Origin of the sequence: Chitinophaga sp. (assembly GCF_039596135.1) — a bacterium.
Lineage (GTDB): Bacteria > Bacteroidota > Bacteroidia > Chitinophagales > Chitinophagaceae > Chitinophaga.
The window spans coordinates 1-26,115 of the sequence record NZ_JBCNKH010000022.1 but is presented as its reverse complement, the minus strand read 5'-3'; the positions used below and the strand labels follow the sequence as shown (position 1 = coordinate 26,115).

The following is a 26,115-nucleotide window of genomic DNA, read 5'->3' as shown; positions in this document are numbered from 1 at the left end:
TGAAAAGGTTGCCTGCCCGGAAAAAAATATTTTATTCCCGCCGGCAAAAGCACGTTCTAAGCCGGCCGCAGGCCATTGCCGCCCTCGCTCCTTACAGAAGGCGAATGCGATTTTTTTCGCATGTATTAAAAAATATGTGTACACTTGCTTAAGAATTTACAACTATGCAACCAGTTCGCGAAGTCATTATCATAGGTGGTGGACTGGCAGGCCTTACCGCCGCAATTCATCTGTCAAGAGCAGGGTTGTATGTTACTGTCATCGAGAAGCATTCCTACCCCAGACACAAAGTATGTGGAGAGTACATCTCAAATGAAGTATTGCCCTATTTACAATGGCTGGATGCCGACCCTGCTGTGTTGTCGCCGGCACCCATTGAAAGGGTATGTATTTCCACAGTTACCGGCAAAAAAGTAGAAACCCGCCTTCCCCTTGGAGGCTTCGGTATCAGCCGTTACACACTGGATGCTTTCCTGATGGAAAAGGCCGTACACAACGGTGTCAACCTTCTGCAAGACACAGTCACTAATATTTCCTTTGTAAATGAACAGTTTGCAATCGAAACAGTAGCAAACGGTACACTGTTTGCCGCACAAGCCATTGGTGCCTATGGTAAGCGGGCCGCACTCGACCAGCAGCTTAAAAGGGAGTTCTGGGAAAAGAAATCTCCCTGGCTGGCAGTCAAAGCGCATTATCGGGGTTATTTTCCCGACGGACTGGTGGCATTGCATAATTTCACAGGGGGCTATTGCGGAGTGTCGAAAGTAGAAGATAATATCATTAATGTCTGCTACCTGGTAAATTACGACACCTTTAAAAATTATAAGAATATCGACGAGCACCGTAAGGAAGTGCTATATGAAAATCCTTATTTAAAAGAGGTCTTTTCCAATAGTGAACCGCTCTTTGACCGGCCGTTGACTATTAGCCAGATTTCATTTTCAGAAAAGAAAAAAGTAGATCAGCATATATTGATGACAGGCGATACCGCCGGCCTGATTCATCCGCTCTGTGGCAATGGAATGGCGATGGCAATCAGCAGCGCACAGCTGGCAGCCCGGCAAATATTACAGGGGCAGCCAAGGGCGATACTGGAAAAAGAATATACGCGCAATTGGCAAAAACAGTTCGGGAAACGCATGAAAGCTGGCAGCTTGCTTTCATCCATCTTTATGCATCCATGGCTCTCTGGCATGACCATGGGAACAGTGGTTGCAATGCCTGCATTATTGCCGGTGATTATCCGGCAAACACATGGACAGCCTTTAACAGTGAAGCACAATAATTAATGATCAGTACCAGTCAGAGAACATCCGCCCCCGAGATCATGGACGACTTCCAGATGGCGGGAGACAACCTTAAACAAACCCTCGATGAGATTGCAGGGATAAACCAGTTACTCGGAGGTAACCGTATTACTGTACAGGGAATACGCCAGTTACTGCAATCCATTCCTATAGACAAAACCGTTAGTATAGCTGATTTGGGTTGTGGGAATGGAGATATGCTACGTACCCTGGCTGCTGTGGCCCGCAAAGAAGGGCGTACCTTGCAGCTCAGGGGCATCGATGCAAACCGTTTTACCATCGCACATGCCATTACACTGTCCGCCGGTTATCCTGAAATCAGTTATCATTGCACAGATATCTTTTCAGCAGAATTTGCCGAAAGCAAATATGATATCGTTCTTTGTACATTAACATTGCATCATTTTACAGACGAAGAAATAAAAGAACTGCTGCAATTGTTACGCCGCACTGCACGCATAGGAATAGTGATCAATGATCTGCATCGCAGCAGGGTGGCATATTATTTATTCAGCCTGTTTAGTTTTTTATGGAGGTTAGGCCCAATGGCAAAGGCAGATGGACGCGTTTCCATTCTGCGTGGTTTTAAAAGAAAAGAGCTGCTCGCATTTGCAACGTCGTTAAATATCGTTCAATATACCCTCAGGTGGAAATGGGTTTACCGCTACCAGTGGATAATATCAAATTTATGAGTGTCAAAATTCAGTCGGTAGCAAAGGCATTGCCGCCACATACACGTACAACAGAAGAAATTATGCCGTTCCTGGATATGTGGCTGTCCGGGCAGGAAGATCGTTTCGCCAGGAAGGTGAAGAAGATTTTTGAGAATGCAGCGGTGGAAAGAAGGTATTCTATCATGGGCCCGGAAGATGTATTTACAAAGACCAGTTTTGAAGAGAAGAATGACCTGTATGTAAGGGAAGTGATCAAACTGGGAAAAGAATGCCTGGAAGGGGCGCTGGCAAAAGCAGGGCTGTCGCCGCAGTCATTGGATTATATTATTACAGTGAGTTGTACCGGGATCATGATTCCTTCGCTGGATGCTTACCTGATCAATGCGTTGCAGTTAAAACAGGATATTGTACGACTCCCGGTGACGGAGATGGGTTGTGCAGCGGGTGTATCAGGTATGATTTACGCAAAGAAATTCCTGCAGGCAAACCCGGGTAAGCGGGCGGCGGTTATTGCGGTAGAATCGCCTACTGCTACTTTTCAGCTGGACGATTTTTCAATGCCTAATATAGTCAGTGCAGCGATCTTTGGAGATGGTGCGGCATGTGTGATTTTATCTTCTCATCCTGATGATGAAGGGCCGGAGATATTAGGGGAGGAGATGTATCATTTTTATGAGGCAGAACACCTGATGGGTTTCCGGCTTACTAATACCGGTTTGCAGATGGTGTTGGATGTGGAAGTGCCGAATCAGATAGCGGCGCATTTCCCGGATATTATTCATCCTTTTTTGTCGAGGAATGGGTTTACGATAGAAGAGATCCAACATTTTATATTTCATCCGGGCGGAAAGAAGATTATTCAGACGGTGGAGGAGTTATTCCATGATTTGGGAAAGAATATAGAGGATACGAAGGAGGTATTGCGGTTGTATGGAAATATGTCGAGTGCTACGGTGCTTTATGTGCTGGAAAGGTTTATGGATAGGAAGGTGCCGGCGGGGGAAAGAGGATTGATGTTGAGTTTTGGACCGGGTTTTTCGGCGCAGCGAATATTGCTGCAATGGTAGTCCTTCATCTGGCATAGCAAGGTGTAGCACTTCTAAAAACCTGATAAAATCATTATTTTAGCATTAAAGGAAGCATATCAGTACTGGCATAATGGCAAACGAATTCAGCGATCATCATTACTGGGCTATTATACTTGGCGGTAGTTCCGGCCTTGGTCTTGCAGCTGCCCAAAAACTCGCTGCGCATGGCATGCATCTTTGTATTGTTCATCGTGACCCCGGGGTGGAAATGGAAAAGGTGAATACTGCATTTGAAGGGTTGAGAAGCAGAGGTGTTCAGGTGCTTACTTTTAATGCAGATGTTACACGTGCTGACAAGCGGGCCTATATATCAGATGCGTTGCAAAACGGTATGGGAGCGCAGGGGAAAGTGAGGTGTATGGTGCATAGTATAGCGAGAGGCACGCTGAAGGCAATGCTTCCTGAAGGAGAGAGTGGCAGCAATGCGCTCAGTACAGATGATTTTCGCATTACCCTCGATAGCATGGCCTACAGCCTCTATGATTGGGTAAAAGACTTGTCGCACAAGGGCCTGTTTGCCGCTGACGCAAGGGTACTATCCTTCACCAGCGAAGGCAGTCACCGTGCATGGAAGCACTACGGCGCAGTATCTGCTGCCAAAGCGGCCCTGGAAGCCATCAGCAGGAACATTGCCCTGGAATTCGCGCCCCTGGGCATCCGGTCCAATTGTATCCAGGCAGGTACTACCAATACCCGTTCTCTGCAACTCATACCCGGTAGCGAACAGCTGATTGCCTGGAGCGAAGCCCGCAATCCTTTCCAGCGGCTTACTACCCCCGAAGATGTGGCCAATGTTGTTTATCTTTTATGTAAAGATGAAGCTGCCTGGATCAACGGCGCTATCATACCAGTAGACGGAGGCGCACATATCTGTTAGATCATGACTACACACGACATACTTCATTGCCTGCCTTATTCTCCGCCTTTCCTTTTTGTGGATGGGTTGGATTATATTGATTGTGATAAGGTGGTAGGGCATTTTACGTACCATGCAGACATGGATTTTTACAAAGGACACTTTAAAGGATTTCCTGTCACACCAGGGGTGGTACTTACCGAAACGATGGCCCAGATTGGCCTGGTCTGCCTTGGAATTTATATTAAAGGTGGGGTGCCCGAAGGTAGCGGCATGGGCTTTGGCCTGACGGCTACCGAAATTGAGTTTATGCACCCGGTGTTTCCCGGTGAGAAAGTAACAGTGACTTCTGAAAAACAATATTTCCGCTTTGGGAAATTGAAATGTAAAGTGAGTATGCGGAATGCTGCAGGCAGGGAAGTGTGTGCAGGTACCATTTCCGGGATGGTGATTGCAAAGCCATTGGCAGAAAAACAGCAATAAAAAATCTATGAACAAGAGAGTTGTAATCACAGGACTAGGCGTGGCCGCTCCAAACGGAGTCGGTATACCTGCTTTTACAAAAGCCCTCAAAACCGGCACCTCCGGCATCCGCCATGATCCTCAACTCGCTGAATTACAATTTTCCTGTCAGATAGCCGGCAAACCCGAAGTATCTGAAGAACTGCAACTGCAATACCTCGACCCCCTGGAGCTACGCAACTTCAACAGCAGTGGCATTCTCTACGGCCTTATCGCCGGCATCGATGCCTGGAAAGATGCAGCCCTCCCACCAAATGAAAGCAATGACCCCGACTGGGATAGTGGGGTTATCTTTGGAGCAGGTTCTTCCGGCATAGATAAACTAAGAGAAGCCATCTATAAAGTAGACGCCCTCCAGGTAAGAAAGCTCGGCAGCACCGTTGTACCGCAAACCATGGCCAGCGGCATCAGTGCCTGGCTGGGTGGTAAACTGGGCCTCGGCAACCTGGTCACTACCAATTCATCTGCCTGTACCACCGGGGCTGAATCCCTGCTCATGGCATTTGAACGCATCAAAAACGGCCAGGCAAAGCGAATGCTCGCCGGCAGTACCAGCGATGCAGGCCCTTATATATGGGGTGGATTTGACGCTCTGAAAGTGTGTACCTACAGGCATAACCAAAACCCTGCACAAGGTTCCCGCCCCATGAGCGCTTCTGCCAGTGGATTTGTACCAGGCAGTGGGGCCGGAGCGTTATTATTGGAGTCACTGGAAAGCGCCCTTGAAAGAGGGGCTACCATCTACGCAGAAGTGCTGGGTGGTCATGTAAATTCCGGCGGCCAAAGAGGCGACGGCACTATGACGGCCCCCAACAGTGTGGCTGTACAGCGTTGCATTGCCCAGGCCCTGGTTCAGGCTGGTATAACAGGTATGGATATAGACGCCATCAATGGTCACCTGACCGCCACCAGCAAAGACTCGCTGGAAATAGAAAACTGGAGCAAAGCCCTGCACCGTTCCGGCAAGGATTTTCCTTATGTCAATGCCCTGAAAGGAATGGTAGGACATTGCCTGAGTGGGGCGGGTAGCATAGAACTGGTGGCTGCTGTGTTACAATTAAAAGAAGGCTTTCTTTTCCCAAATATCAATTGTGACGACCTGCATCCTGAAATTAGTGCTATTATTGACGAAGCCTGCGTGCCCCGTGAGCTGATAAATATAAATTTAAACATCATCGCCAAAGCCAGTTTTGGATTTGGAGATGTCAATGCCTGTGTAATCTTGAAAAAATATACCAATGGATAAAGAAACCTTAATTGCCGAGCTGAAAGCTATTGTAAAGCCATATGCAAAAGATGAAGCAGCACTGGCAAATATCAATGAGAATACAGATTTTATCAATGACCTGAAGATCAATTCTGCAAACCTGGTAGATGTGATACTGGATGTGGAGGAGAAATATAATATTGTGATCGATAATGAATCTATGGAAAAGATGGTGAATGTAAAATCCGCCATGGAAATTATAGAAGCTAAGCTGGCATGATTGGAAATGATATAATAGACCTGCGCACTGCCGCTGTGGAGAGTAATTGGCGAAGACCCAATTACCTCTCCAAAATTTTTACCCCAAAAGAACAGTCGCTGATCTATGATGACAAAACCGTATGGTGGTTATGGAGTGCCAAAGAAGCTGTATACAAAATTATAAACAGAGCTACTTTGCAACGCCGCTACGCGCCATTATCCATTACCTGGCATTCCCCAACCATCTTCCTGCATGCAGGAAAAGAATATTTTATTAAAAGCGAAATTACCAACGAATTCATCCACACCATTGCTGCCACAAACCCTGTTTTATTTCCACAATTAGAGGTGTGTACAGATCCTACTATTAAATATTACAAAGATGAGCATGGAATGCCCATGATAGATAATCAACCTGTGTCAATTAGCCATCATGGGCGTTATTGGGCCATGGTGAAACAGAAAACTACTGCCTGACCGCCTGGTGCACCATATCTTCACAAACCGCCGCACACTTCCTGCACGCATCCGCACACTCCCTGCAATGCTCCATCCCCATATCCGCATGCCGCTGACACTCTTCTGCACAGTCACGACATATCTCCGCACAAATATTACAAAGCTGCTCACTATACAGCCCCTTTATACTCATCACTTCCACCGCCGCGCGGCATATGGCCGCACACTCCAGATCCAACCGGATACAACGGCGCAAGTCTATTACCGTTGCTTCATTCAAACAGGATGAAGCGCAATAATCGCATGTGTTGGCACATTCCGTACATGCATTGATGCATTCCTGGTATTGTTGTTGATTCATCATGGTGGTAGATTTTTGTAAAATAAACCACAATGACCATGCCTTACCTATTCGCCCCCTGGAACTCCAACATCCACCCCGGATACTCCGGTCCCAGTTTACTCACCTCGTCCAATCGCTTCAACTCATCCTCCTCCAATACCACATCCACCGCTGCTATATTATCTTCCAGCTGATCCGGACGCTTTGCCCCAATAATCACCGTCGTCACCACTTTCTGATGCAGCAGCCATGCCAGTGCCAACCTCGCCACAGAAACCTGCTTGCGCGCTGCTATCTCCTGCATTACATCCAATATATCAAATGCCTTCTCCTTATTCACCGGCGGAAAATCGAAAGCCACCCGCCTCGAACCCTCCGGCCCCTGCTGATCTCTCTTATACTTCCCGCTCAGCAATCCCCCCGCCAGCGGACTCCACACCATCAAACCCACCTGCTGATCCAGCAGCAAAGGCACTACCTCTCTTTCCAGGTCCCTGCCCGCAATTGTATAATACGCCTGCAAAGAAACAAACCTCGCCACCTCCTTATACTGGGAATAAGACAACGCTTTCATCAGCTGCCACGCCGCCAGGTTACTGGCCCCAATATAGCGCACCTTACCACTTTTCACCAGCGTATCCAGTGCACTCAGGGTCTCTTCCAGCGGTGTGAGCGGATCAAATCCATGTATCTGGTACAGATCTATATAATCCATCTGTAGCCGTTTCAGACTTTGATCCACCTGTTGTAATATATGTTTCCTCGTCAACCCTACCTGGTTTGGTCCAGGCCCCATTCTGCCCCTCACTTTCGTCGCTATCACCAGCTCATCCCTGTCTAATCCCAGTTGCCTGATCGCTTTTCCAGTCAGCTCTTCAGACACACCTTCCGAATATACATTCGCGGTATCAATAAAATTGATCCCCGCATCTACCGCGCTCTTCACCAACTCATTCACACCATCCTGCTCCACTTGCCCGATAGCGGTCCATATGCCTTTGTCTTTGCCACCAAAGGTCATCGTACCCAAACATAGCTCTGATACCTTAAGGCCGGTATTGCCCAGTAAATTGTATTTCATATCCTAATTTAAACAGAAAAACCCGCTGCATAATACAGAGGGTTTTTACTATTTAAAAAGATATCAAACCTTAGTAAGTCTGCTCCACTCTTCCCACTCTTCCATCTTCTCCAATACCCTCTACCACCACTCTGAAGTGTGATGAAGGAATATCGTTATTATAAAAAGTCAGCGTGGCCGTATGCGTAATAGAATCTATCGCCACATTCGGATTCCAGTACAAAGTCAGTCGTTTATCAGGCAGACTGTAAATCTCCTTCCGCTGACTATAATCCGGTGCATAGAACTCTTTCACAATGCTATAACCCGCTTTTCTATACAGCTCAAATCCTTTCACACCGTCCGCACCATTATTATCGCCACCTTTCTTGGTATAGATCGCAATCGCACCATTGGAGCCGCCGCCTACACCCCCCATAAACGGAGGTCTGAACACTTTCACCAGCGCAATATCATTGATGTTGAGCGTGGCCAGCATACTTTTATCTGTCGGCATTTCATTCAGGTAAAGGGTAGGGGTACCACCTCTCCATGTCATACTCGGATTATTGTAATCGCCTGTGATCTGTAAACCTGCTACCCGGGACTGTAAGTATTGGAATACGTTCAGCGCAGTCGGCGTTTCTTTCGTCAGGTCAAAACTATAACCGTTGTCAGAAGTAAACATGCCTGATACATAACGGCTCTCCGTGGTCTGTACCTGTGTTTGCTTACGCTCTGTCACATTGAATTCTTTCAGCAAAATAGAACGGCTTGCGATTGACTTGGCAATACGCCCATTCTCATACGCCGTATTCAGGTAAGCACTCAGCATATTGGCATCCATTACCACCGGGTTCTTCGCAGCATACGGCGTTTTCACCGGCACACTGTTGTCAAAGAAGTGGTTATTGAACTTCACAATCACGTTGCTGTATCGCTTCATCTTGTCATTCCCCTGGTAAAAGATGTTTACCGTATCCATAAATTGTAAACCATCCAGCACAAAGTCGCCCTTATTATCTGTAGGTGCCGATGCAAAAGAAGTGGTGCTATCCAGCGGGTTTTTGATAATGAAATCTACCTTTCCATTCGCCATCACAATACTCCCATTATTCGCATACGCACTACCTTTCAAACGGATACCCTGCTCATAAGGATAGCGGATATTCGGTAGGGTATCGTTCAGGATTTTGCTCCATACGAACCTTCTCCATCCATTTGTGAGCATCACCAGGTCCAGTGCATGCAGGGTAGTGGCAGACGTATCTTTGAAATACCAGGCAGGATTATAAATGTATCCTTTCAGGTCGGAAGTCAGCAGTATGCTGGAGATGATGTTGTTCTCATCGATCGCCGGGTGTACCTTATCGGCATCTGTAATAGAAACGGAAAGGCTGGTGGCCATTTTCTCAGGTACCAGCAGTTCGATGGTGCTCTTTTCCCTTTCTTCCTTACCGATGTTTGCATTTTGCAGGGTCAGGTCCAGCTGATCGTTCTGGCGTACGAATACCAGTCTTTCAGACAATGGTACACCCTGGCTGCTGAAGAGGGTAATTTGCAGGATACCGCTTGGCAGCATATTCGTAGGAATAAAACCGCTGATCCGGCCTTCAGATACTTTCAGCATGGCCCTGTATACCATCTGATGTTGCATCTGGGCAAATACCATCAGGTCATCATAGGCGGTATCTAAAGTGTTGGCGAGGGTAGTCTGGTAAAAAATGCGCGCGCCCCTGTTGAACACTTTCAGCATAGCTCCTTTGCCGTTAGCCGCAGGCAGGGTGAATTCTTTGCTGCTGCCATCTGCGCTCTGCATCTGTGCTTTGTAGGTCACGCCTTTAGCAGGTTCCAGGTCAAAGCTCCCCATCCCGTCGTGTTCTGATTTAATCTGGGCAACTACTTTACCTTTGTTGTCTACGATTTTGCCACTCACTTCTACAGGATAACCATCCACCTTGAGGGCCTTGAACGCCACGGTGCTGCTTACCCCATTCATCAGGTTACCCCCCTCGGGGAAGAACTGTACAGAGAAGTCGTTGCTCACGATAGCAGTGCTATCCAGTTTTTGCAAAGCATTGCGTTTGCGGCTATCGTAAATCGCAATATTTTTATAAAACAGGTAATCGGTGTCATAGTTGAGCATCCAGGCAGTATATGCCCTGAGCTGGTAATTGCCTGCCGGAAGGGTATCAGGTAGCACAAAATTGCCGGATGCACCAGCGCCGCCCACAGGCAGCAGTTTTTTCATTGCGATACTTCCTTTCTTATCCAGCAATTCCACGTACAGGTTGGTCGCTGTCAGGGAAGGCTGGTTCTGCATCATGATATATGCTTTGAACCAGATGGTTTCTCCGGTAGCATAATAATCTCTGTCTACATGCAGATAGACTTTCTCCTGCGGATTACGTTTGGCAAATTCTTCCAGCGCTTTCATTACCTTTTCAGGCAGCCCATCTATCGGCAGACTGGCGAAAATTGAGAAAAATCCAATCACACAGGCTGGGATGATCCATTTTAACCGGGTGTACTTTCTATTCGTTGAAGAGGCCATGCGGAACTTATTTATTACACTGCAATATCAATAATAAGAGATAAATATACTAAGATGATGTTTTTAAATGGGCGAATAATTACAGGATTGGTTTTTATTAATAAAATAAATAATTTATATAATGAATAAAGTTAACGCCTTTTGCCCATAAAAAAATCGCTCCTGCCAGCAGCAAAAGCGATTTTTTTAAAACGGATTACACCTACTTAAATTGTATATTTCTTTCTTAACTGTTTCAACTCCTTTTCTCCAATTCCCATTTCCTGCTTAAAGAACCCTTCCACACTGCCATATTTTTTATTAATAGCCCCAAACATCGCCTTTATATACTCCGGCTTTAACTCCATCGCATTCCGCACTTCTGCCTCCGTCAGTCCTGTGCCCGTGGTCAGCCCCCTGTACATTTTCGACGTCATCGGTTCCAGATACACATTGCTCGCTGTATAATCTGCTTCTATAGTGGCCTGATCTACCCCCAGTACATAGAGGAACAGGGCAGTGGCCATCCCGGTTCTGTCCCTGCCACCGGTACAATGGTACATCATGGCTTCGCCATCCGGCAGGGTGAGTAACTGCTGAAAGAGGGGTTTGTAACGTTCACCCAGTGGGGTGACATTGCTATAGAACTGTAGCATAAAATCTCCTTTTTTGATGGCAGCTACTATCGCTTTGGCATCCGGCAGACTGTCGCTTCCTGCCGGACTCAGGGTATACTTTGTACCAGGGAGTAAATGATCCGGTGCCGCGGCAGATTCCTTCACGCCACGAAAATCTATGACGGTATGAATATGTTTTTGCTCCAGGATTGTCAAATCCTGTTCGGTTAGTTTGCTTACATCCGCAGAGCGGTATACCCTGCCCCAGGCCACTGTTTTACCATTTTGGGTACGATACCCGCCCGCATCCCGGAAGTTCACAGTTCCCTGCATTTTCACCACACGTTTTGTACTATCTGCCAGTTGGGCAAAAGCGATGTAGGGCACCAGCATAGCGCCTGCCAAAATTAATTTCTTCATGATGTTAGTTTGATTATTTAATGATATCCCAGCGAATACCCGCCTGCCCCTTCATGCCATACCACTCATCAGTATAGATGCGGCGCTTATCGCCCATGTACTGCCGGATAGGAGCGTTTGTGAGGTTATTTAATTCCAGGAATACACGGAACCCTTTTCTCAGAGTCACCGTGGCAGCAGCATCCAGGGTAAAGTTCTGATCTGTCCATATGTAATAATTCTTACCATTGGTCTGATCCAGTGTCTCTACAGATGCACCGCGATAATTGCCCGCCAGTCTTACCATCACACCTTTCCGCTCATAAAAAAGGATCGCATTGAAAAGGTTTTTTGCCTGGTTCGGCAGGGGCGAATTGTCCGTTACTTTGCCCGTAGTCGTCAGTCGTGGAATATCTACCTTAGAATCGATGTAGGTATAATTTACTTCCACACCCAGTCCGCTAAAGAACCCTGGCAGAAAATCAAAACGCTTGTTAATACCCGCTTCAAAACCCAGCAGGCGGGCATTGTCTGCATTCTTAGATTGCGTAATCACATAATCTTCCGTACTGGTTTTATCAGAGAAGATCACATCCGAAATCTGTTTGTAAAACACACCTCCTGATACCAGGCCAATGTTGTTGAAATAATATTCACCCATCAGGTCATAGTTATTAGAGAAGGTGGGTTTCAATGCAGGATTACCTGCGGTAATAGTGACGGGAGAAGCGGTGTTGTCAATAGACTGCCCGGGTGTCAATGCTGTAAAGTCTGCGCGGATAAAGGTCCGGGTAAATGCGGCTCTTACATTCGCATGTTCGTTCAGGGCATATTTTACATGCACCATTGGCAGCAATGCATTGTAATGGTTACTCACATCCACAGCCGAAATAGTCGTGGCGCCGGTGGTTGCATCTTTCTCTGCCTTAGAACCATGCAGGTCCAGGGCGGTATATTCATTACGTACACCTGCTACAATCTTCAGTTTATCAGTAGCAGAAATCTCTGCCATGGCATAACCCGCGGTTACATCTTCAGTACCATTAAAGATATTGGTTGCATTGCTGGCAGAAGTGTAATTGCTAAACCCATTTGCAGAAAGGGTGTTTGGATCAAGCAGGTTAAATAGCTGCTCTTTTGTAATAGGATCGACCATATACTGGTCATAATTTCCACTCATTTTGTTAAAGAAACCACCGGCCTTTGGAAAGGAAGTTCTGTTCAGAGAACTCAAAGTGAGCAACGCCGGAGACCCGGGAATACCCAATGCTGCACCTGGCAGATACACTGCTGTGGCACCAAAATTGGTATCGTGCGTCTTGTGACGGAACTTACCACCAAACTTCAGGTTCACCCTGGCAGATACATTGTATTTAAAATTCGCCTGTGCCGTTTTATCTACTTCCTTTGTATCTAACTGCGAAATGACCAGTTGCTGCAAAGTGAGTTTGCTGGCATCCATTACCTCAGTAGCGTCGGTTACGCCCGATTGAAAATGCATAGGATCACCTCCAATACCATTAGGAGAATCAAAGCCCCAGTACCTTTTACCATCGGCAGAAAGGTTGCTGAACCCACTGGTAATTTTCTGGCGGAAAGTCGCAATGGGCAAACCTTTGGTCGCATTGGTAGGCGGGGTTTCCAAAAAGAATTTACAGGTATAGTCGCTCACGCTCCAATCCATTTTCAATTTTGGAGATAACTGGTGCTCACCGCCAAACTCGCCACCATTCAGGGCTGTCTGGTAATAGGAATAACGATAGTTATATTGATAGCGACTATTGTTATAATCTACATAAGATTCATACACCGGCCGGATATCATTGAATTTGTCCAGTAACCCGCGGAAGAAGATCCGGTGGTTGGTATTAAATTTATATTCCAGTCCCACATTGCCGCCATAGGTCTGGCGGCGGCCCATGTATCGCTTAAATAATACGGTGCTGATGGAGTTTTTCTGTGCAGCCGTGGCCAGACTGGTATTGTAAGTAACGTTGTAAGAATCCGTACCCCATTGTCTATCCCAGATCGCACCGGCTACAATCACGCCCAGTTTACCATGGAAGAACCGGTCTCCATACACAGCAGAACCATTGTAAGTACCATTCTGTGAAAAGGTATTGTAACCACCTGCGGCACTCATGTTGAAGATGCGTTTATCAGGGGCCGTGCGGGTAATGAAGTTGATACTGCCCCCGATGGCATCGCCTTCCATATCGGGCGTGATGGCTTTGGCCACCTGTACATACTGGATCATTTCAGAGGGTACCACATCCAACACTGTATTGCGGGTACCGGTAGCGCTGGAACTTGGTAATCGTGTTCCGTTTAGTAAGGTGCTGGTCCAGGAGAAAGGCGTTCCCCGCACCGTGGCCTGATCTGCTTCGCCATGATAACGGGATACGGCCACCCCTTGTACACGTTGTACAGCTTCGGCCGCGTTACGGTCGGGGAGTTTGCCGATGGCGTCAGCAGCAATCACGTCCATGATGGCGAGGGAGTTCTTCTTGATGCTGAGGGCTTTCATCTGGGAAGGCGCCATGGTACCTTTTACCAGCACCTCTCCCAGATTACCGCCTGTAGGGTTCAGGCTGATGCTGCCTACATCCGTAATCCCGGATTTTACCTCCATTTCTATTTCACGGGTAGTATGCCCAATGTAGGATATTAAAATCTTCACCTTGCCGGTGGTATGTGTATTCAGTGTAAAGTTTCCATTCAGGTCGGTGGCAGTTCCCTGCTTTGCGCCTGGCGCCTGTACAGAGGCGCCGGGTAGTTGGCCGTCCTTTCCTGTGACGGAGCCTTTGATGGTTTGTGCATGAGCAAGGGTAGCCGGGAGGAGCATACCCGAAAAAATTAGTAGCCTGCACTGCTTGAAAAGGAAATGCATAAATTGGTAATTTTCCCCAAAAGTCTGACCTGGAATATTCTCCCTCGACCGGCTCAAACAAACAGTACTGCCAGCCGTGTTTTTTAGTCTAAACGAACGTACAAATATTGATATTCAAATAATTAACTTGGGTTAAGGAATTGTTACCAAACGCATTTAATATGGGGGTAACATTGGGTTTTTACATTTGTGGGGCATGATCTATGTTATTGCTATAGGAACTTTTCAGGCATTTACTGCCTCGCTGTTACTGCTCACGAACAAGTTGAGGAGTAAGGCAGACGGTTTGTTGATCCTTTTGTTGTTTTGTATCGCTGCGCACCTGGCAACGAAGTTTTACATTTTCAATTTTGTGAGTGATGGCCATGTGAGGTACCAGATGAATACGTTTATTGGATTTTGCTATGCGCCGTTGTTATATTTATATGCGTTGAAGATAAAAAATGAGGCGTTCATTCCGGCTACGCGATGGTATGTGTTTTTACCTTTTATTCTCGGGGCTGTGGGGTACCTGACGGTGATTTGTGTGTTGTCTTTTAGCCAGCAGGCAGGGTATGCGGCGCTGAATATATATAATAATGCCACTACGTGGACCTCGGTAACTTTTTCGGCGTATTATACTTTGCTGGCCTGGAGAATAGCAAGAAAGCATTTGCAAAACAGGCCGCAGGAGAGAAGGTTAATAGAATGGGTGTCGTATTTGTTTATAACAATCCAGCTGGTAGCGTTTTTCTTTTTGAACCTGAGTTATTTCATTAAGACAGGGGTTGGGGAGATGATTCTTTGTCGTGCACTGGTGTATACCTGTTTATTAATTGTTTCGGTTATTATAATCAGGTATAAGTATGCGGGATTCCAAACGCCGGCAATAATTCCGGTAGTCCCTTCTCCCCGCAAGACTGCCCTCTCTGCCACCAACCACCAGGAGATACTATTGAAACTAGACCAATACCTCCGCCAAACCCGCTTATACACCGATGCTGACCTCAACCTCGACAAGCTCGCTGCCAGCGTAGGCATCAGCAAATACCACATTTCCGAAGCGCTCAATGCATGTGCAGAAAAATCCTTCTACCAGTTTATTAATGAATGGCGGATCAGTCATGCCATCGAGAAACTACAGTTCATGACCAGTCGCAACCTGCCTGTCAATGTGCTGACTATCGCTTTCGACTGTGGCTTCAAGGCCAAATCCAGCTTCAATCAATACTTTAAAAAGATCACAGGCCAAACTCCCACTGAATATATGCGTAATCTGGCCGGGGTGTCTTAAATTTGCCCCATGTTTGAAGCACTTGACCAGTTCGTTGCAAAATACATTCGCCTTACCCCGGAGGAAACGGAAATCTTTCACTCCCTTTTAACATTCCAAAAGGTAAAGAAGAAACAATTCCTGCTCCGGGAAGGAGAAATCTGCCAGTTTGAAGCATTCATCCTGAAAGGATGTATCCGTACTTACTATGTAGATAAAAGCGGTACCGAAACGATTCTGAACTTTGCAGTAGAAGGGTGGTGGGTAAGTGATCTCAGCTCTTTTTCTGAACAACAGCCTTCTACACAGAACATAGAAACGCTGGAAGACTGTGAACTGCTGGTTATTAATTATGAAAATAAGAAGATCCTGTTTGATGTAATTCCAGCCTTTGAAAAGTTCTTTCGTATTCTGGTACAGCGCTCACTGGGCGTATTGCAGCAGCGCTTTTATGCAGCCTTTTCCCAGACTGCAGAAGAGCGCTATCTGGCTTTTATTGAAAAGTACCCTCAAGTCGTACAGCGGGTACCACAACACCAGATAGCGCGATATATTGGTGTATCACCAGAGTTCCTCAGTAAGGTGCGGAGCACGATGTACAGAAAGCCGTAATCCTTATTTAAACACTACTGCATTCGCAGTCTCCACCTCATCCTGGCTCACAGTATGCCCCATACCCGGATATACTTTCACCGTAATATCCGCACCCATTTTTTGCATGATCGCTTCACTCTCACGTACCCTTGTTACCGGTACATGCATATCAGGATCACTGCTGCCGATGAAGACAGGTGTACCAGCAAAGTCTCCTTTGTAATTAGACAAGTCCAGCGAAGCACCAATCAAGCCACCGGTAAAAGCCACCACACCACCATATTGCTGTGCGTGACGGGTTACGTATTCCAGCGTAAGACAGGCGCCTTGTGAAAATCCTAAAAAGTAGATGTTAGATGCGGGAATGCCTGCGGCAATCACATCGGCCACGATAGATTCCAATACAGTAATTGCACTGCTTAATCCCGGTTCATTCTGTGCCACTGGCGCCATAAATGAATAGGGGTACCAGGTATGCCCGCTTGCCTGTGGGGCAATGAGTGCATAATCTCCTACATTCAGGTAAGTAGCCAGTGAAATGATGTCCTGTGCGCCCGCCCCACGTCCATGTATCATGATCAGGGCTTTCTTTGCCTGTGCCAGCGGCACGCCTGCGGTTACTATATTTTTCTGATGCGTCATGTTATTCTCCTTTTTTTCTGGAAAAGGGGGGGATTCCCCCCTTCATTATTTTTCATCCTGCTGCAGCCAGATATCTGCATACTCTTCCGGATGCCTTTTAAACTGTGCATGCACATACGCACACAAAGGTCTTACCTTCAGCTTGTGCTCCCGGGCATAAGCCACCATGCCATCCAGCAGGTGTTTTGCCAGCCCTTTACCTTCCTGTGTATAATGTATTTCCGTGTGGTACGCAGTGAGCACGTCACCCTCAATCCCAATCACCATTTCCCCTGCCTGCTCATTATCTACCATCAGGTAAAAAGCACCATGATTCTTCTGGTTAAGCCTGATTACTACTTCTTCCATAATATTTATTTTAACGGCGGTAATACTTTTTCAATTTCATCCCGCATCGCCCTATACTGTGCAGGCAGTTTCAGATTCTGACCTAATTCTTCCAGCGGCTCATCCACCGTGAATCCCGGGTTATCTGTCGCCAATTCAAACAGCACTCCGCCTGGTTCCCTGAAGTATAATGAGAAGAAATAATCCCTGTCAATCTTCGGCGTAATGTTCAATCCTTTCTTCATCACCTTTTCACGGAACTTCATCAAAATCTCATCGTTTGCCACCCGGAAAGCCACGTGGTGATTAGTACCCGCTGCATTTCGTCCTGCTGCTTCTTTCGGAGATTCAATCAGGTCTACAATATTCGCGTTCCCAATCGCATCGGTCACAAAACGGTGCCTGTTCCCTTCCACACCCTGTGGCTGATAGCCTAAGATCTCAGTGAGCACAGTAGCCGTTGGCCCTATGCTACGCAGGTTCAGCGTTACATTGTGAAAACCTTTTGTAGCCTGCGCTGCTTTTACATCTGCAGTTTCCCATGCCTTACGGTCATCTGTATTTTTAGGTACAATCAGGTTCAGTTTCAACCCGTCCGGATCTTCCAAAGGGAGGTACAATTCCCCAAAGCGCTCTGCAATTTCCCCATGCTTCACACCTTTTTCTTTAAACCTTGCTGCCCAGAACTCAAGACTACCTTCAGGTACAGCATACCCTATTTCAGTGGCCATACCGGTACCGGTGGTACCTTTGCCAATGCCCTCCCATGGGAAGAAGGTAAGAATAGTACCCGGTGTACCCGTTTCATTCCCAAAATAAAAATGGTAAGTACCCGGATCGTCGAAGTTCACGGTTTTCTTTACAAACCGTACTCCCAGAATATTGGTATAAAAGTCAAGATTCCGCTTAGCGTTATCCGCGATTGCAGTGATGTGGTGCAATCCTAAGATTCTATCTTCCATAAATGTCAGTTTTTATAAGTTGAATAAGTTGTAACCTTCGGCCAGGCAACAGGGGTAGGACTAGTAATTCAGGCCGGCTTTCTCAATGCCTTCAGGATCCAGGTGCAATGCAAGACCAGGACTAGTAATTCAGGGTGCCGAACAGGCCGTTTTTATAGTCTTCGATGGCCTGGTCTACATCTGCCATCGTCGTCATTACAAAGTTATCTTTTGCTGCCACCGGTTCGTCTATTACTTCGCCGGAAAGGAAGAGCAGCTGTGTATCTTCAGTCGTAGTGATGGTAAATTCATCACCTGTTTTGTCAAATACGATTAAGTTATGTTCCGCTACAGCTACATCCGCATTCACTTTCACACTACCATGCGCGATATATACCAGTGTCCAGTAAGATGGTTCTACCTTAAATTGCAAACGCTTGCCAGCAGGCACCTCGCCCACAGCTGATATCACTGGTGTATAAGAAATGTTCACCGGACCCGTCTGACCATCAAAACTACCACTCACTAAACGTAAATAGTCCAATACGATCGGCTGTGAGGACTTCTCTGCAAACTGGTACTTCGGGTCATCCCACTTATTCGCCGCCGGCACATTCACCCATAATTGCAGTATTTCCTCTACACCACCATCCCTGTGTTCCTGTTCCGAAGGGCCTTCGCTATGAAGTATGCCTTTGCCTGCAAACATCCACTGTGCATCTCCTGCATTCAGCAACTGGTCATTGCCAAAATTATCTTTGTGATGGGCCTGTCCCTGTAGCTGAAATGTAACAGGTGCAAACCCCCTGTGCGGATGCGGATGAATACGGCTGTCAGATCCTTTAGGAATTACATCAGGACCACCATGGTGCAATACGATAAAGGGGTTGGCAAACCGAAAATCCGCGTGGGGCAGGGGCTGCAGCACCGTTTGCGTAGCAGTGATGTTTTTGCTCCTGCCTGCCAGGATATGGGTAATGTCCTTTTTCATAATTTATCGTTTATCTAAAAGATATAAAATTTCGTTCCTCAGCAACCCGCTGCCACCGCCATAATGCCTGGTGATGATGGCAGCAGGAGCAAGGGCAGACAACCGTTCCCTCAGTGCTGTCTCCTCTTCAGGAGTAATGCCTGCACACAATAGAATGATGTCGTATGGTGTGGTCTGCAGGGCTGCGTACGCCGCTTCATCTGTCGTCACCGCCTGCCCGGACCAGTCTTCGGGAGCATTCAGCAATCGCTGCATCACTGTCATGATCTCCTCATTGCGCCCGATTGCGAGTATGTTGATATGCCCGGTTGTCATAGTGCAATGTTTTAAACCAGTTTGGTAAATTCAGACAGTGGCTTACGTGTTCTTGGTGCCAGCTCTCTTGATTTGTAAGGCTCTTCCAGTTTTTCTGCACTATCTCTGCGACCCAGTGCAATGACTACCAGTGGTTCTTCAGTAGCCAGCAGTCCAAAAGCTTCCGCAAATTGCTGCTTGTGGAATCCTGCCATCACGTGACCATTGATGCCCATGCTATCTGCCTGCAACAGCAGGAATGCATTTGCCATGCCCGTGTCGTGTGCATAGTAATGGTTTTTCTGCTCCAGGTCCGGCAGTTCTTTGATGCCAACTGCTGCTATCAGTGCTGCTGCGTTCTTTGCCCATGGTTGGTTACCCGGCATCAGTGTAGCGAATAGTTTATCAAAACCAGGTGTACCCGCCAATGCGTATACGTAGCGCCATGGTTGTGAGTTGTTGGCACTCGGTGCCCAGCTGGCACCTTCCAGGATGGTCAGTACTTCTTCCTCCGTAACTGGTGCACCTGAATAGGAGCGGGGGCTCCAGCGTTCTTTGATTAAGTCCAATACATTGTGTGATGTCCGTGCGATCTTAACTGATGACATATAAATGAGTTTTGCAAAGTTATAGCCCACATTATTAGCGGGGCTGATTACTATTTGTATAAATTACGGTTTTAAAGGTACATCCATCAGCAATATTTCTGCATCGCTTTCTAAAGCTGTCAGCGAAATACTATCTGTATCCCATATACCAAAACCGTCTCTTGCATCCAGTTCCTGTCCGTTCACATTGAAGCGACCTTTAATCACGAATGCATACACACCATTGCCTGGTTGATGAATGTGATAGGTGGTAGCAAAGTCCTTATCGAAACGACCTATGTTGAACCACGCTGCCTGGTAAATCCAGGTACCCGCATCGTCCTGATAAGGGCTCAGCACCTGGTGCAACTGGTTTTTCTGTGTCAGGTCTGGTGTAATCTGGTCATACCGGGGCGTTACATTCAGCTGGTTAGGAAATACCCAGATCTGGAGGAACTTGGCCGGCCGGTCTGCATTCGCATTGTATTCACTGTGGAATACCCCGGTACCGGTACTCATCACCTGTATGTCGCCCTGCTTGATCACGATCTTGTTTCCCAGGTTGTCCTTATGCTCCAGGTCGCCTTCGAGGGGTATGCTAATGATTTCCATATTGTCGTGCGGGTGGGTGTCAAAACCGCTGCCGCCGGCTACGATATCGTCGTTCAATACCCTGAGGGCGCCAAAGTGCATTCGGTCAGGATTGTAATAACCTGCGAAACTAAATGTATGGTGACTATTGAGCCAGCCGTGTGCGGCATGCCCCCGGGTAGCTGCTTTATGAAGTATCGTTTTTGCCATTGTTGCGCGTTTTATTTGTTGGAACAAATATCGAACTATTTAACTGAGTAAACCATTAATCTGGATTAAGAAAATGGGTATCTTTAGCTCCCTTTTACCTAAACACCTGTATGTGGAGACTGCTTTGAGATTATTTGCCCTGGGCATATTATTTTTACGACTTACTGAATATCAGTTATTTAGGCGGGACAATTTCATAAATATTTTAAATCAACACCTTACACCCAAATGAAAAAACTTTTACTCCTGGCTGTAGTAGCCCTGTCATGCATGCAATCGTCTTTCGCTCAATATTTTAGAAATGGTGTTGGGGCGGGTATCGCTGTAGAAGATGCTGATTACATGGATACTAAAGTCAATTTCACATTTACGTATTCCCCGGCTTTGTTTTTTGCTGAGCAGGAGAATTCCTCTTTTTCTGTAGGCATTCCTATTAGTTTTGGCATCAATGAGGGGTATTCTTCAGATTATAATGACGGTTATTATTATGATGGCAGCAGCATTGGATTTACGCTGGATGTACCTGTTATTCTGAATTTTAACTATGGCGCGGGTGCTGTGAAAAGAGGCCGTAAGAAATGGGGGTTCTTTGCAGGCGCCGGTTATGGCTATCACCTGTCTACGGACGAATTCAGTTATTATTATGATGCAGATGGAAATTACAGGACTTCGGACTACAGTACGCTGGGGGTGACGGGTAATGCGGGGTTCCGTATAGGCATGGGCCAGCGTCGCCGTCATAACCTGGAGATTAAGTTCACCTATATGAAAGGCCTTACGAGCTACAGGCCGAATGTATATGGGGTGAATTGCATTTTCAACTTCTAGTAAATAAAGACGCTTCTGCCAATTTTTGGCAGAAGCGTCTTATATATATTATACCCGGCTTTTTCTGCCCATTACCAGTGAAATGACCAGCAGCACCAGGAATATAAAGAAGATAATCTTTGCAATGCCTGCTGCACTGGCAGCAATACCACCAAACCCGAACAAGGCTGCGACTAATGCGATAATTAAGAATGTGACTGTCCAGCGTAACATAACTTTAAGGTTTTGTAGTGAGGAAATGTATTGTCATACTATGTAAATCTAAAATAATGCCGGAGGGGAAAAGCAGGGTCATAGGGGGATTTGGGCCAGCAGGTGTGACCTAACTTCCACAAAATAGGCAATGAAACCCCATCAGTACGGTATGGCACTAGTTCCTGCCCATACTGCAACTGGTTCATAATAATTCCGAGAAATATGTAATTTTACCCCCAGCAATGGATAATAAAATAGGCTTCGACGTATTATTCAATAATGCCACCATTGGTATTATTGTAACAAATGACAAGGGTAGGATCATACTGGCAAATCCTTTCCTGCTAAACCAATTTGGCTATGAGGAAAATGAGGTGCTGGGGCAGCTCATCGAACTCCTTGTGCCCACCCGTTACCAGCACAAGCATGTTCACCACCGGGAGGGTTTCAATAAGCACCCCCATAATCGTCCTATGGGCGTCGGTCTGGATCTCTTTGGCCGTCGCAAGGATGGTACTGAATTCCCCGTGGAAGTGAGTCTTGGTAACTATTACACTGAAGCTGGTCACTTTGTCATTGCCTTTGTGAGCGATATCTCTGCCCGCAAAGCCTCTGAGCAGGCACTCATCAATCTCAATGCAGAGCTGGAAGCCAAGGTAGACGAACGTACCCGTGCGCTCAGCGACATGCTGGAGAAGGAAAAGGGCCTGAACGAACTGAAGTCGCGCTTTGTCACCATGGCCTCGCATGAGTTCCGTACACCCCTGAGCACGATCCTCTCGTCAATCTTCCTGATTGCCAGATATGAGACCACGGAAGAGCAGCCCAAGCGATATAAGCACATCGAAAGGATCAAATCGGCCGTGAATATGCTTACTGACATTTTGAACGATTTCCTTTCCGTAGGCAAAATAGAAGAAGGGGCTATACAGGTCCGCTATTCTGAATTTGACATCAGGGCGCACATAGAAAACATTATCAGCGAACTCGTTGGCCTGCTCAAACCCGGACAGGTAATAGAATATGACCATATTGGTAAGACCATTCTAACGCTAGACCCGGTTTTAATTAAGCATATTACGATCAACCTGCTTTCAAATGCGATTAAGTTCTCGCCGGGAGGAAAGCCGGTGAAACTGACTACTACCTATGTGGGCGATGAACTGGAGTTGTCTGTGAAAGACCAGGGAGTAGGAATCTCTGAGGAAGATCAGCAGCATTTGTTTGAGCGGTTTTTCAGAGGGGAGAATGTGTCTAATATCCAGGGTACCGGTTTGGGCCTGCATATAGTGGCGAAGTATACGGAGTTGATGAATGGAAAGATTGAATGTTTTAGTGAGCTGGATAAAGGCACGGAGTTTAGGATTACGTTGAGACCGCATAATTAGCCTCCTGACCGGCCAAATTTAAATATTTTTCAAACGGGCTATATGCCCGTTTTTTTATTTCCCTGATCTTAAGCATCCAACCCCCTGACCACTATCATTGCTGACCAATGACAGCCATCCTACTTTTATCTCCTAAAGACGAGTAACCAGCCCTTTACGATCAACGCCAATTACGAAAATTACGAACTCATTAAAGCTATTACTATGCTTTTATCACAGCTAAACACCCGCACCATGGAAATTTATATCAGCGAAGAAGACCTGCTGCAAAATATCCAGGACAAATTTCAGGAAGCATACCCTCATCTCAGACTGGAATTTTTTAAACATCCGCACGAAGCAGGAGAAGGATGCCCCCGCAATGAGCGGTGGCCATTGAATACCCCCATAGAAGATATTCGTATGGTCCATAGCTTCGGCTGGATCGACATCAGTGAAGACCGTACCGTAGCCGAACTGGAGAAAGATTTTTACAGACAAATAGGCCTGTCTGTTCAGGTGCTGCGTAAGAGCGGCCTTAACTGGCTGCTCACTACCCGCACCGATCACCTGACCCTCAAAATACAAGACGAGATGGGAGCCGGGGTGCTTTAATCACCCAGCCACCCTCTCCAAACCTGCTGTATCACAAAATGGTCAGCCCCCCTGCAGCCATGGTAAGGGCTGAACAGTAAGTACACACCACCAGCCCCTTTCTGTAAAACGAAAGGGGCTGATCTTTATTAGAGACCAGCCCTGCATCGGGATTGCACCTTGTTACGATGGATATTGGGTTAACATTGCTCGTCGTCGTCGTTGTTAGAATTTAGTCATAGGTATAGTGTAATAGGTAATGACTGTGTTAGTTATTGCAGACAAACAATGCCTGGCTGGACATCCTTTGAGACGGCAGCTGGTTGTTCACTACAATAAATGCCCTTTCCTTACATCCCAGGTACTCTCTCAGCTCGGGCAGTGTATGATGTGTAAACGCCACATCCCTGTAATGGCTGGTAAACCAATTTCCCAATTCCTCCTCCCGGTCGGTTAAGCACACCACATTTACCGGCAGATCTTTCAGATCCGGAAACAGGTAAGTAAATTGCTTGATTGCGTTAATACTTGTTGGTTCACCATCATAGATGAATACAAGCTGGTCTAATCCTTCAAAATGTGAGGGCATTACCACAACAGGACATGCTGCACCATGCAGCGCAATTCCATCAGGTTGTAGCAACACCAGGTCTGCAAAACGGCTTTCTGCTACCACACCGGCACTTGTAATAGCCGTATCAGGGTGCAAAGCGCCTACTATACTCCTTGCATCACATGCCTTTTTAAAACCGCCGGCAGCACTATTTTGCAGGAAAACTCCTGTCAGTTTTGATTTAGATAACTGACAGATAAAACCGGCAAAATCCATTGCTTTGTTGCTGAGTTGCTGTGCGTCGGTTACAAAGAGAATCTTTTCCATAGTATAACTGGTTTTAACAAAGGTATTACCGACGTGAGTGTTTTTACATGATAGCCGTCAAGAATGAGGGTGATGTTCGTAAGGGGATTTTTCTACTTCAGCAGCCGATTTGTCCGTTTCACAGGATTCTGCTTGCAGGTTCAGTAAGGATAAGGCAACTTTATATCAATTTAGTGTAACAACAAGTGTATGTAACAGTTATAGGTTTACGTAGTAAGCCGGGATACTCCTATCCCGGCTGTTTTGCTAACTCTCTTTATTTCAACAAACCTGCCAGCTTCTCTGCCAGCGCTGCACCCCTCAATCCTCTCGCAATCACTTTTCCATTGCTGTCGAGCAGCAGGTTATCAGGTACCGCATGAATATCATACAATAATGCCACCGGCTCCTGCCAGCCTTTCAAACTACTTACATGATACCAGGGCATGCCATCCTTTGCAATCGCCGCTTCCCATTTTTCATGCTTGTCATCCAGCGATACACTGAGAATATTAAACCCTTTCTCATGATAGGTATTGTAAGCCTTCACCACATTCGGGTTCTCTGCACGACAAGGTCCGCACCAGCTGGCCCAGAAATCTACCAGGGTTACCTTGCCTTGCTTTAATACCGTGTACAAAGCCAGACTATCTCCTTTTAAATCTGTAGAAGTAAATGCCGGCGCCTTGGCTCCCGGAGCCAGGTTACGGGCTATGGCCAGTCTTTCACCAAAGGCTTTACCTAAAGGCGTTTTCTTCAATGGCTCATCCAGCGCTACATACAGGGGATTGTATTTTTGATAATCCACCGCTGGTCCACTCATTTCACTAATCGTTTGCAAAGCAATAAAAGAATGCGAATGTGCCTTTACAAAACTCAGTAAATAAGCGATGATTGAATCCTGCGTAGCTACATAATCGTCTTTTACCGTCTTTGCAAATGAGTCGCGCTGCGGGCCTTTGGGATATTTTTCAATCGCCAGTCGCAACTCCATCATATGCTTGTTCAAAGGAATGACCACATTCGACCGCTCTTCATACACCGTATTCACAGGCCCCCCTTTTATTTTCGCATATTTTAAGGAATCTGTACCGGTGATCATTACAGTGCCTTTCTCTAAATACAACTTGGTTACATCCGGCGTTTGTTTTTCATGCGCGTAGTCGAGCTTCCGGATGTACATGAGCGTTGGTTGTTCCAGGTTAAATTTGAGGGAAAATTTACCATCGTGTACCACAATGGTATCACGCTTGCTGTCAAAAGCATAGGTGAGGCTGTCAGTTCCTTTCCAGTTGGTCATTTTGCCTTCTAATTTGTAATCGCCTTTCTGGGCAAAAACAAATGCAGGAAAGAGCAACAGTGCTAATAATAATCTCATGATAGTGGGTGTTTTTTAGTTATAACCTTCGTTTTGAGTTAAATTCGGATCACGCTGAATATCAGTGAGCGGAAGTGGGAAAAGGATATCAGTAGCAACCCAGCCGGTCTTTACTGCACCAAAGATGGCATCTGCTTTCCCGCTTCTTTTTACATCGAACCATCTGTGCCGCGCCGCTGGCGCCGCTGCACAACCCGGCCAACCTGCAAGGCATCGAGGCAGCGATGACGCTGTTTCCCAAGCTGCCCC

At 46.6% G+C, this 26,115-nt stretch carries 28 protein-coding genes and 1 pseudogene; 13 read left to right on the top strand and 16 right to left on the bottom strand.

Annotated elements, in window-relative coordinates:
* Positions 1-164: 164 nt before the first annotated feature.
* The 8 genes from ABDW16_RS14820 to ABDW16_RS14785 all read left to right on the top strand — a co-directional run bounded on the left by ABDW16_RS14820 (position 165) and on the right by ABDW16_RS14785 (position 6,392).
* Positions 165-1,289 (top strand): NAD(P)/FAD-dependent oxidoreductase, encoded by a 1,125-nt coding sequence (locus tag ABDW16_RS14820; protein ID WP_343670704.1) that lies wholly within the window; start codon positions 165-167, stop codon positions 1,287-1,289.
* On the top strand, positions 1,289-1,999 hold the full coding sequence (locus tag ABDW16_RS14815; protein ID WP_343670703.1) for a methyltransferase domain-containing protein: 711 nt from the start codon (positions 1,289-1,291) through the stop codon (positions 1,997-1,999). The genes ABDW16_RS14820 and ABDW16_RS14815 overlap by 1 nt, the downstream gene beginning before the upstream one ends.
* Positions 1,996-3,048, top strand: a complete 1,053-nt coding sequence (locus ABDW16_RS14810; protein ID WP_343670702.1) for a type III polyketide synthase — start codon at positions 1,996-1,998, stop codon at positions 3,046-3,048. The genes ABDW16_RS14815 and ABDW16_RS14810 overlap by 4 nt, the downstream gene beginning before the upstream one ends.
* Before the next feature lie 91 nt (positions 3,049-3,139).
* Positions 3,140-3,946 (top strand): SDR family oxidoreductase, encoded by an 807-nt coding sequence (locus ABDW16_RS14805; RefSeq protein ID WP_343670701.1) that lies wholly within the window; start codon positions 3,140-3,142, stop codon positions 3,944-3,946.
* Positions 3,947-3,949: 3 nt separating this feature from the next.
* On the top strand, positions 3,950-4,408 hold the full coding sequence (locus ABDW16_RS14800; RefSeq protein WP_343670699.1) for a FabA/FabZ family ACP-dehydratase: 459 nt from the start codon (positions 3,950-3,952) through the stop codon (positions 4,406-4,408).
* Between the two features lie 7 nt (positions 4,409-4,415).
* Entirely contained in the window at positions 4,416-5,693 is a 1,278-nt protein-coding gene (locus ABDW16_RS14795; RefSeq protein WP_343670697.1) for a beta-ketoacyl-[acyl-carrier-protein] synthase family protein, read from the top strand.
* Positions 5,686-5,934, top strand: a complete 249-nt coding sequence (locus tag ABDW16_RS14790) for an acyl carrier protein (protein WP_343670696.1) — start codon at positions 5,686-5,688, stop codon at positions 5,932-5,934. Before ABDW16_RS14795 ends, ABDW16_RS14790 begins: the two co-directional genes overlap by 8 nt.
* Entirely contained in the window at positions 5,931-6,392 is a 462-nt protein-coding gene (locus ABDW16_RS14785) for a 4'-phosphopantetheinyl transferase superfamily protein (RefSeq protein WP_343670695.1), read from the top strand. Before ABDW16_RS14790 ends, ABDW16_RS14785 begins: the two co-directional genes overlap by 4 nt.
* On the opposite strand, the gene ABDW16_RS14780 is transcribed toward ABDW16_RS14785, so the two are convergent.
* From ABDW16_RS14780 to ABDW16_RS14760, 5 genes are all read right to left on the bottom strand, one after another.
* Positions 6,382-6,738: a four-helix bundle copper-binding protein gene (locus ABDW16_RS14780; protein ID WP_343670694.1), complete on the bottom strand. Its 357-nt coding sequence runs from the start codon at positions 6,736-6,738 to the stop codon at positions 6,382-6,384. The genes ABDW16_RS14785 and ABDW16_RS14780 overlap by 11 nt on opposite strands.
* A gap of 40 nt (positions 6,739-6,778) precedes the next feature.
* Positions 6,779-7,798 (bottom strand): aldo/keto reductase, encoded by a 1,020-nt coding sequence (locus tag ABDW16_RS14775; protein ID WP_343670693.1) that lies wholly within the window; start codon positions 7,796-7,798, stop codon positions 6,779-6,781.
* A gap of 70 nt (positions 7,799-7,868) precedes the next feature.
* Positions 7,869-10,331, bottom strand: coding sequence for a hypothetical protein (locus tag ABDW16_RS14770; RefSeq protein ID WP_343670692.1), 2,463 nt, complete (start codon positions 10,329-10,331; stop codon positions 7,869-7,871).
* A gap of 206 nt (positions 10,332-10,537) precedes the next feature.
* Positions 10,538-11,347, bottom strand: a complete 810-nt coding sequence (locus ABDW16_RS14765) for a tyrosine-protein phosphatase (protein ID WP_343670691.1) — start codon at positions 11,345-11,347, stop codon at positions 10,538-10,540.
* Between the two features lie 13 nt (positions 11,348-11,360).
* Positions 11,361-14,216, bottom strand: a complete 2,856-nt coding sequence (locus tag ABDW16_RS14760; protein WP_343670690.1) for a TonB-dependent receptor — start codon at positions 14,214-14,216, stop codon at positions 11,361-11,363.
* A gap of 196 nt (positions 14,217-14,412) precedes the next feature.
* Here ABDW16_RS14760 and ABDW16_RS14755 point away from each other — a divergent pair, with 196 nt between their 5' ends.
* Positions 14,413-15,489, top strand: coding sequence for a helix-turn-helix domain-containing protein (locus ABDW16_RS14755; protein ID WP_343670689.1), 1,077 nt, complete (start codon positions 14,413-14,415; stop codon positions 15,487-15,489).
* Positions 15,490-15,498: 9 nt separating this feature from the next.
* Entirely contained in the window at positions 15,499-16,080 is a 582-nt protein-coding gene (locus ABDW16_RS14750) for a Crp/Fnr family transcriptional regulator (protein WP_343670688.1), read from the top strand.
* Between the two features lie 3 nt (positions 16,081-16,083).
* Here the strand turns inward: ABDW16_RS14750 and ABDW16_RS14745 are convergent, their stop codons facing one another.
* The 7 genes from ABDW16_RS14745 to ABDW16_RS14715 form a co-directional block, all read right to left on the bottom strand.
* Positions 16,084-16,704 carry a dienelactone hydrolase family protein gene (locus ABDW16_RS14745; RefSeq protein ID WP_343670687.1) on the bottom strand — a complete coding sequence of 207 codons (621 nt, stop codon included), beginning with the start codon at positions 16,702-16,704 and terminating at the stop codon, positions 16,084-16,086.
* Between the two features lie 45 nt (positions 16,705-16,749).
* Positions 16,750-17,052 (bottom strand): GNAT family N-acetyltransferase, encoded by a 303-nt coding sequence (locus ABDW16_RS14740; RefSeq protein WP_343670686.1) that lies wholly within the window; start codon positions 17,050-17,052, stop codon positions 16,750-16,752.
* 5 nt (positions 17,053-17,057) lie between these two features.
* Positions 17,058-17,993, bottom strand: coding sequence for a ring-cleaving dioxygenase (locus ABDW16_RS14735; RefSeq protein WP_343670685.1), 936 nt, complete (start codon positions 17,991-17,993; stop codon positions 17,058-17,060).
* A gap of 121 nt (positions 17,994-18,114) precedes the next feature.
* Positions 18,115-18,963: a pirin family protein gene (locus ABDW16_RS14730; RefSeq protein WP_343670684.1), complete on the bottom strand. Its 849-nt coding sequence runs from the start codon at positions 18,961-18,963 to the stop codon at positions 18,115-18,117.
* A 3-nt stretch (positions 18,964-18,966) separates the two neighbouring features.
* Positions 18,967-19,278 (bottom strand): hypothetical protein, encoded by a 312-nt coding sequence (locus ABDW16_RS14725; protein WP_343670683.1) that lies wholly within the window; start codon positions 19,276-19,278, stop codon positions 18,967-18,969.
* Positions 19,279-19,289: 11 nt separating this feature from the next.
* Positions 19,290-19,865: a nitroreductase family protein gene (locus ABDW16_RS14720; protein WP_343670682.1), complete on the bottom strand. Its 576-nt coding sequence runs from the start codon at positions 19,863-19,865 to the stop codon at positions 19,290-19,292.
* A 63-nt stretch (positions 19,866-19,928) separates the two neighbouring features.
* Positions 19,929-20,645, bottom strand: a complete 717-nt coding sequence (locus ABDW16_RS14715; RefSeq protein WP_343670681.1) for a pirin family protein — start codon at positions 20,643-20,645, stop codon at positions 19,929-19,931.
* 228 nt (positions 20,646-20,873) lie between these two features.
* On the opposite strand from ABDW16_RS14715, the gene ABDW16_RS14710 reads away from it, so the two are divergent.
* Entirely contained in the window at positions 20,874-21,473 is a 600-nt protein-coding gene (locus ABDW16_RS14710; RefSeq protein WP_343670679.1) for a hypothetical protein, read from the top strand.
* Positions 21,474-21,521: 48 nt separating this feature from the next.
* Here the strand turns inward: ABDW16_RS14710 and ABDW16_RS14705 are convergent, their stop codons facing one another.
* A complete protein-coding gene (locus ABDW16_RS14705; protein WP_343670678.1) occupies positions 21,522-21,686 on the bottom strand; it encodes a DUF1328 family protein in 165 nt (54 codons plus the stop codon).
* Positions 21,687-21,910: 224 nt separating this feature from the next.
* Between ABDW16_RS14705 and ABDW16_RS14700 the strand changes: the two genes are divergently transcribed.
* Together ABDW16_RS14700 and ABDW16_RS14695 are read left to right on the top strand one after the other, a co-directional pair.
* Positions 21,911-23,056, top strand: coding sequence for a PAS domain-containing sensor histidine kinase (locus ABDW16_RS14700; protein WP_343670677.1), 1,146 nt, complete (start codon positions 21,911-21,913; stop codon positions 23,054-23,056).
* Between the two features lie 234 nt (positions 23,057-23,290).
* The gene (locus ABDW16_RS14695) at positions 23,291-23,650 is read left to right on the top strand and encodes a hypothetical protein (protein WP_343670676.1); all 360 of its coding nucleotides are present in this window, start codon (positions 23,291-23,293) and stop codon (positions 23,648-23,650) included.
* Between the two features lie 247 nt (positions 23,651-23,897).
* Here ABDW16_RS14695 and ABDW16_RS14690 read toward each other — a convergent pair whose 3' ends face one another.
* The 3 genes and pseudogenes from ABDW16_RS14690 to ABDW16_RS14680 form a co-directional block, all read right to left on the bottom strand.
* Positions 23,898-24,509: a hypothetical protein gene (locus ABDW16_RS14690; protein WP_343670675.1), complete on the bottom strand. Its 612-nt coding sequence runs from the start codon at positions 24,507-24,509 to the stop codon at positions 23,898-23,900.
* Between the two features lie 256 nt (positions 24,510-24,765).
* Positions 24,766-25,866 (bottom strand): TlpA disulfide reductase family protein, encoded by a 1,101-nt coding sequence (locus ABDW16_RS14685; protein WP_343670674.1) that lies wholly within the window; start codon positions 25,864-25,866, stop codon positions 24,766-24,768.
* A 15-nt stretch (positions 25,867-25,881) separates the two neighbouring features.
* A pseudogene (locus ABDW16_RS14680) lies at positions 25,882-26,115 on the bottom strand (hypothetical protein); the annotation flags it as partial.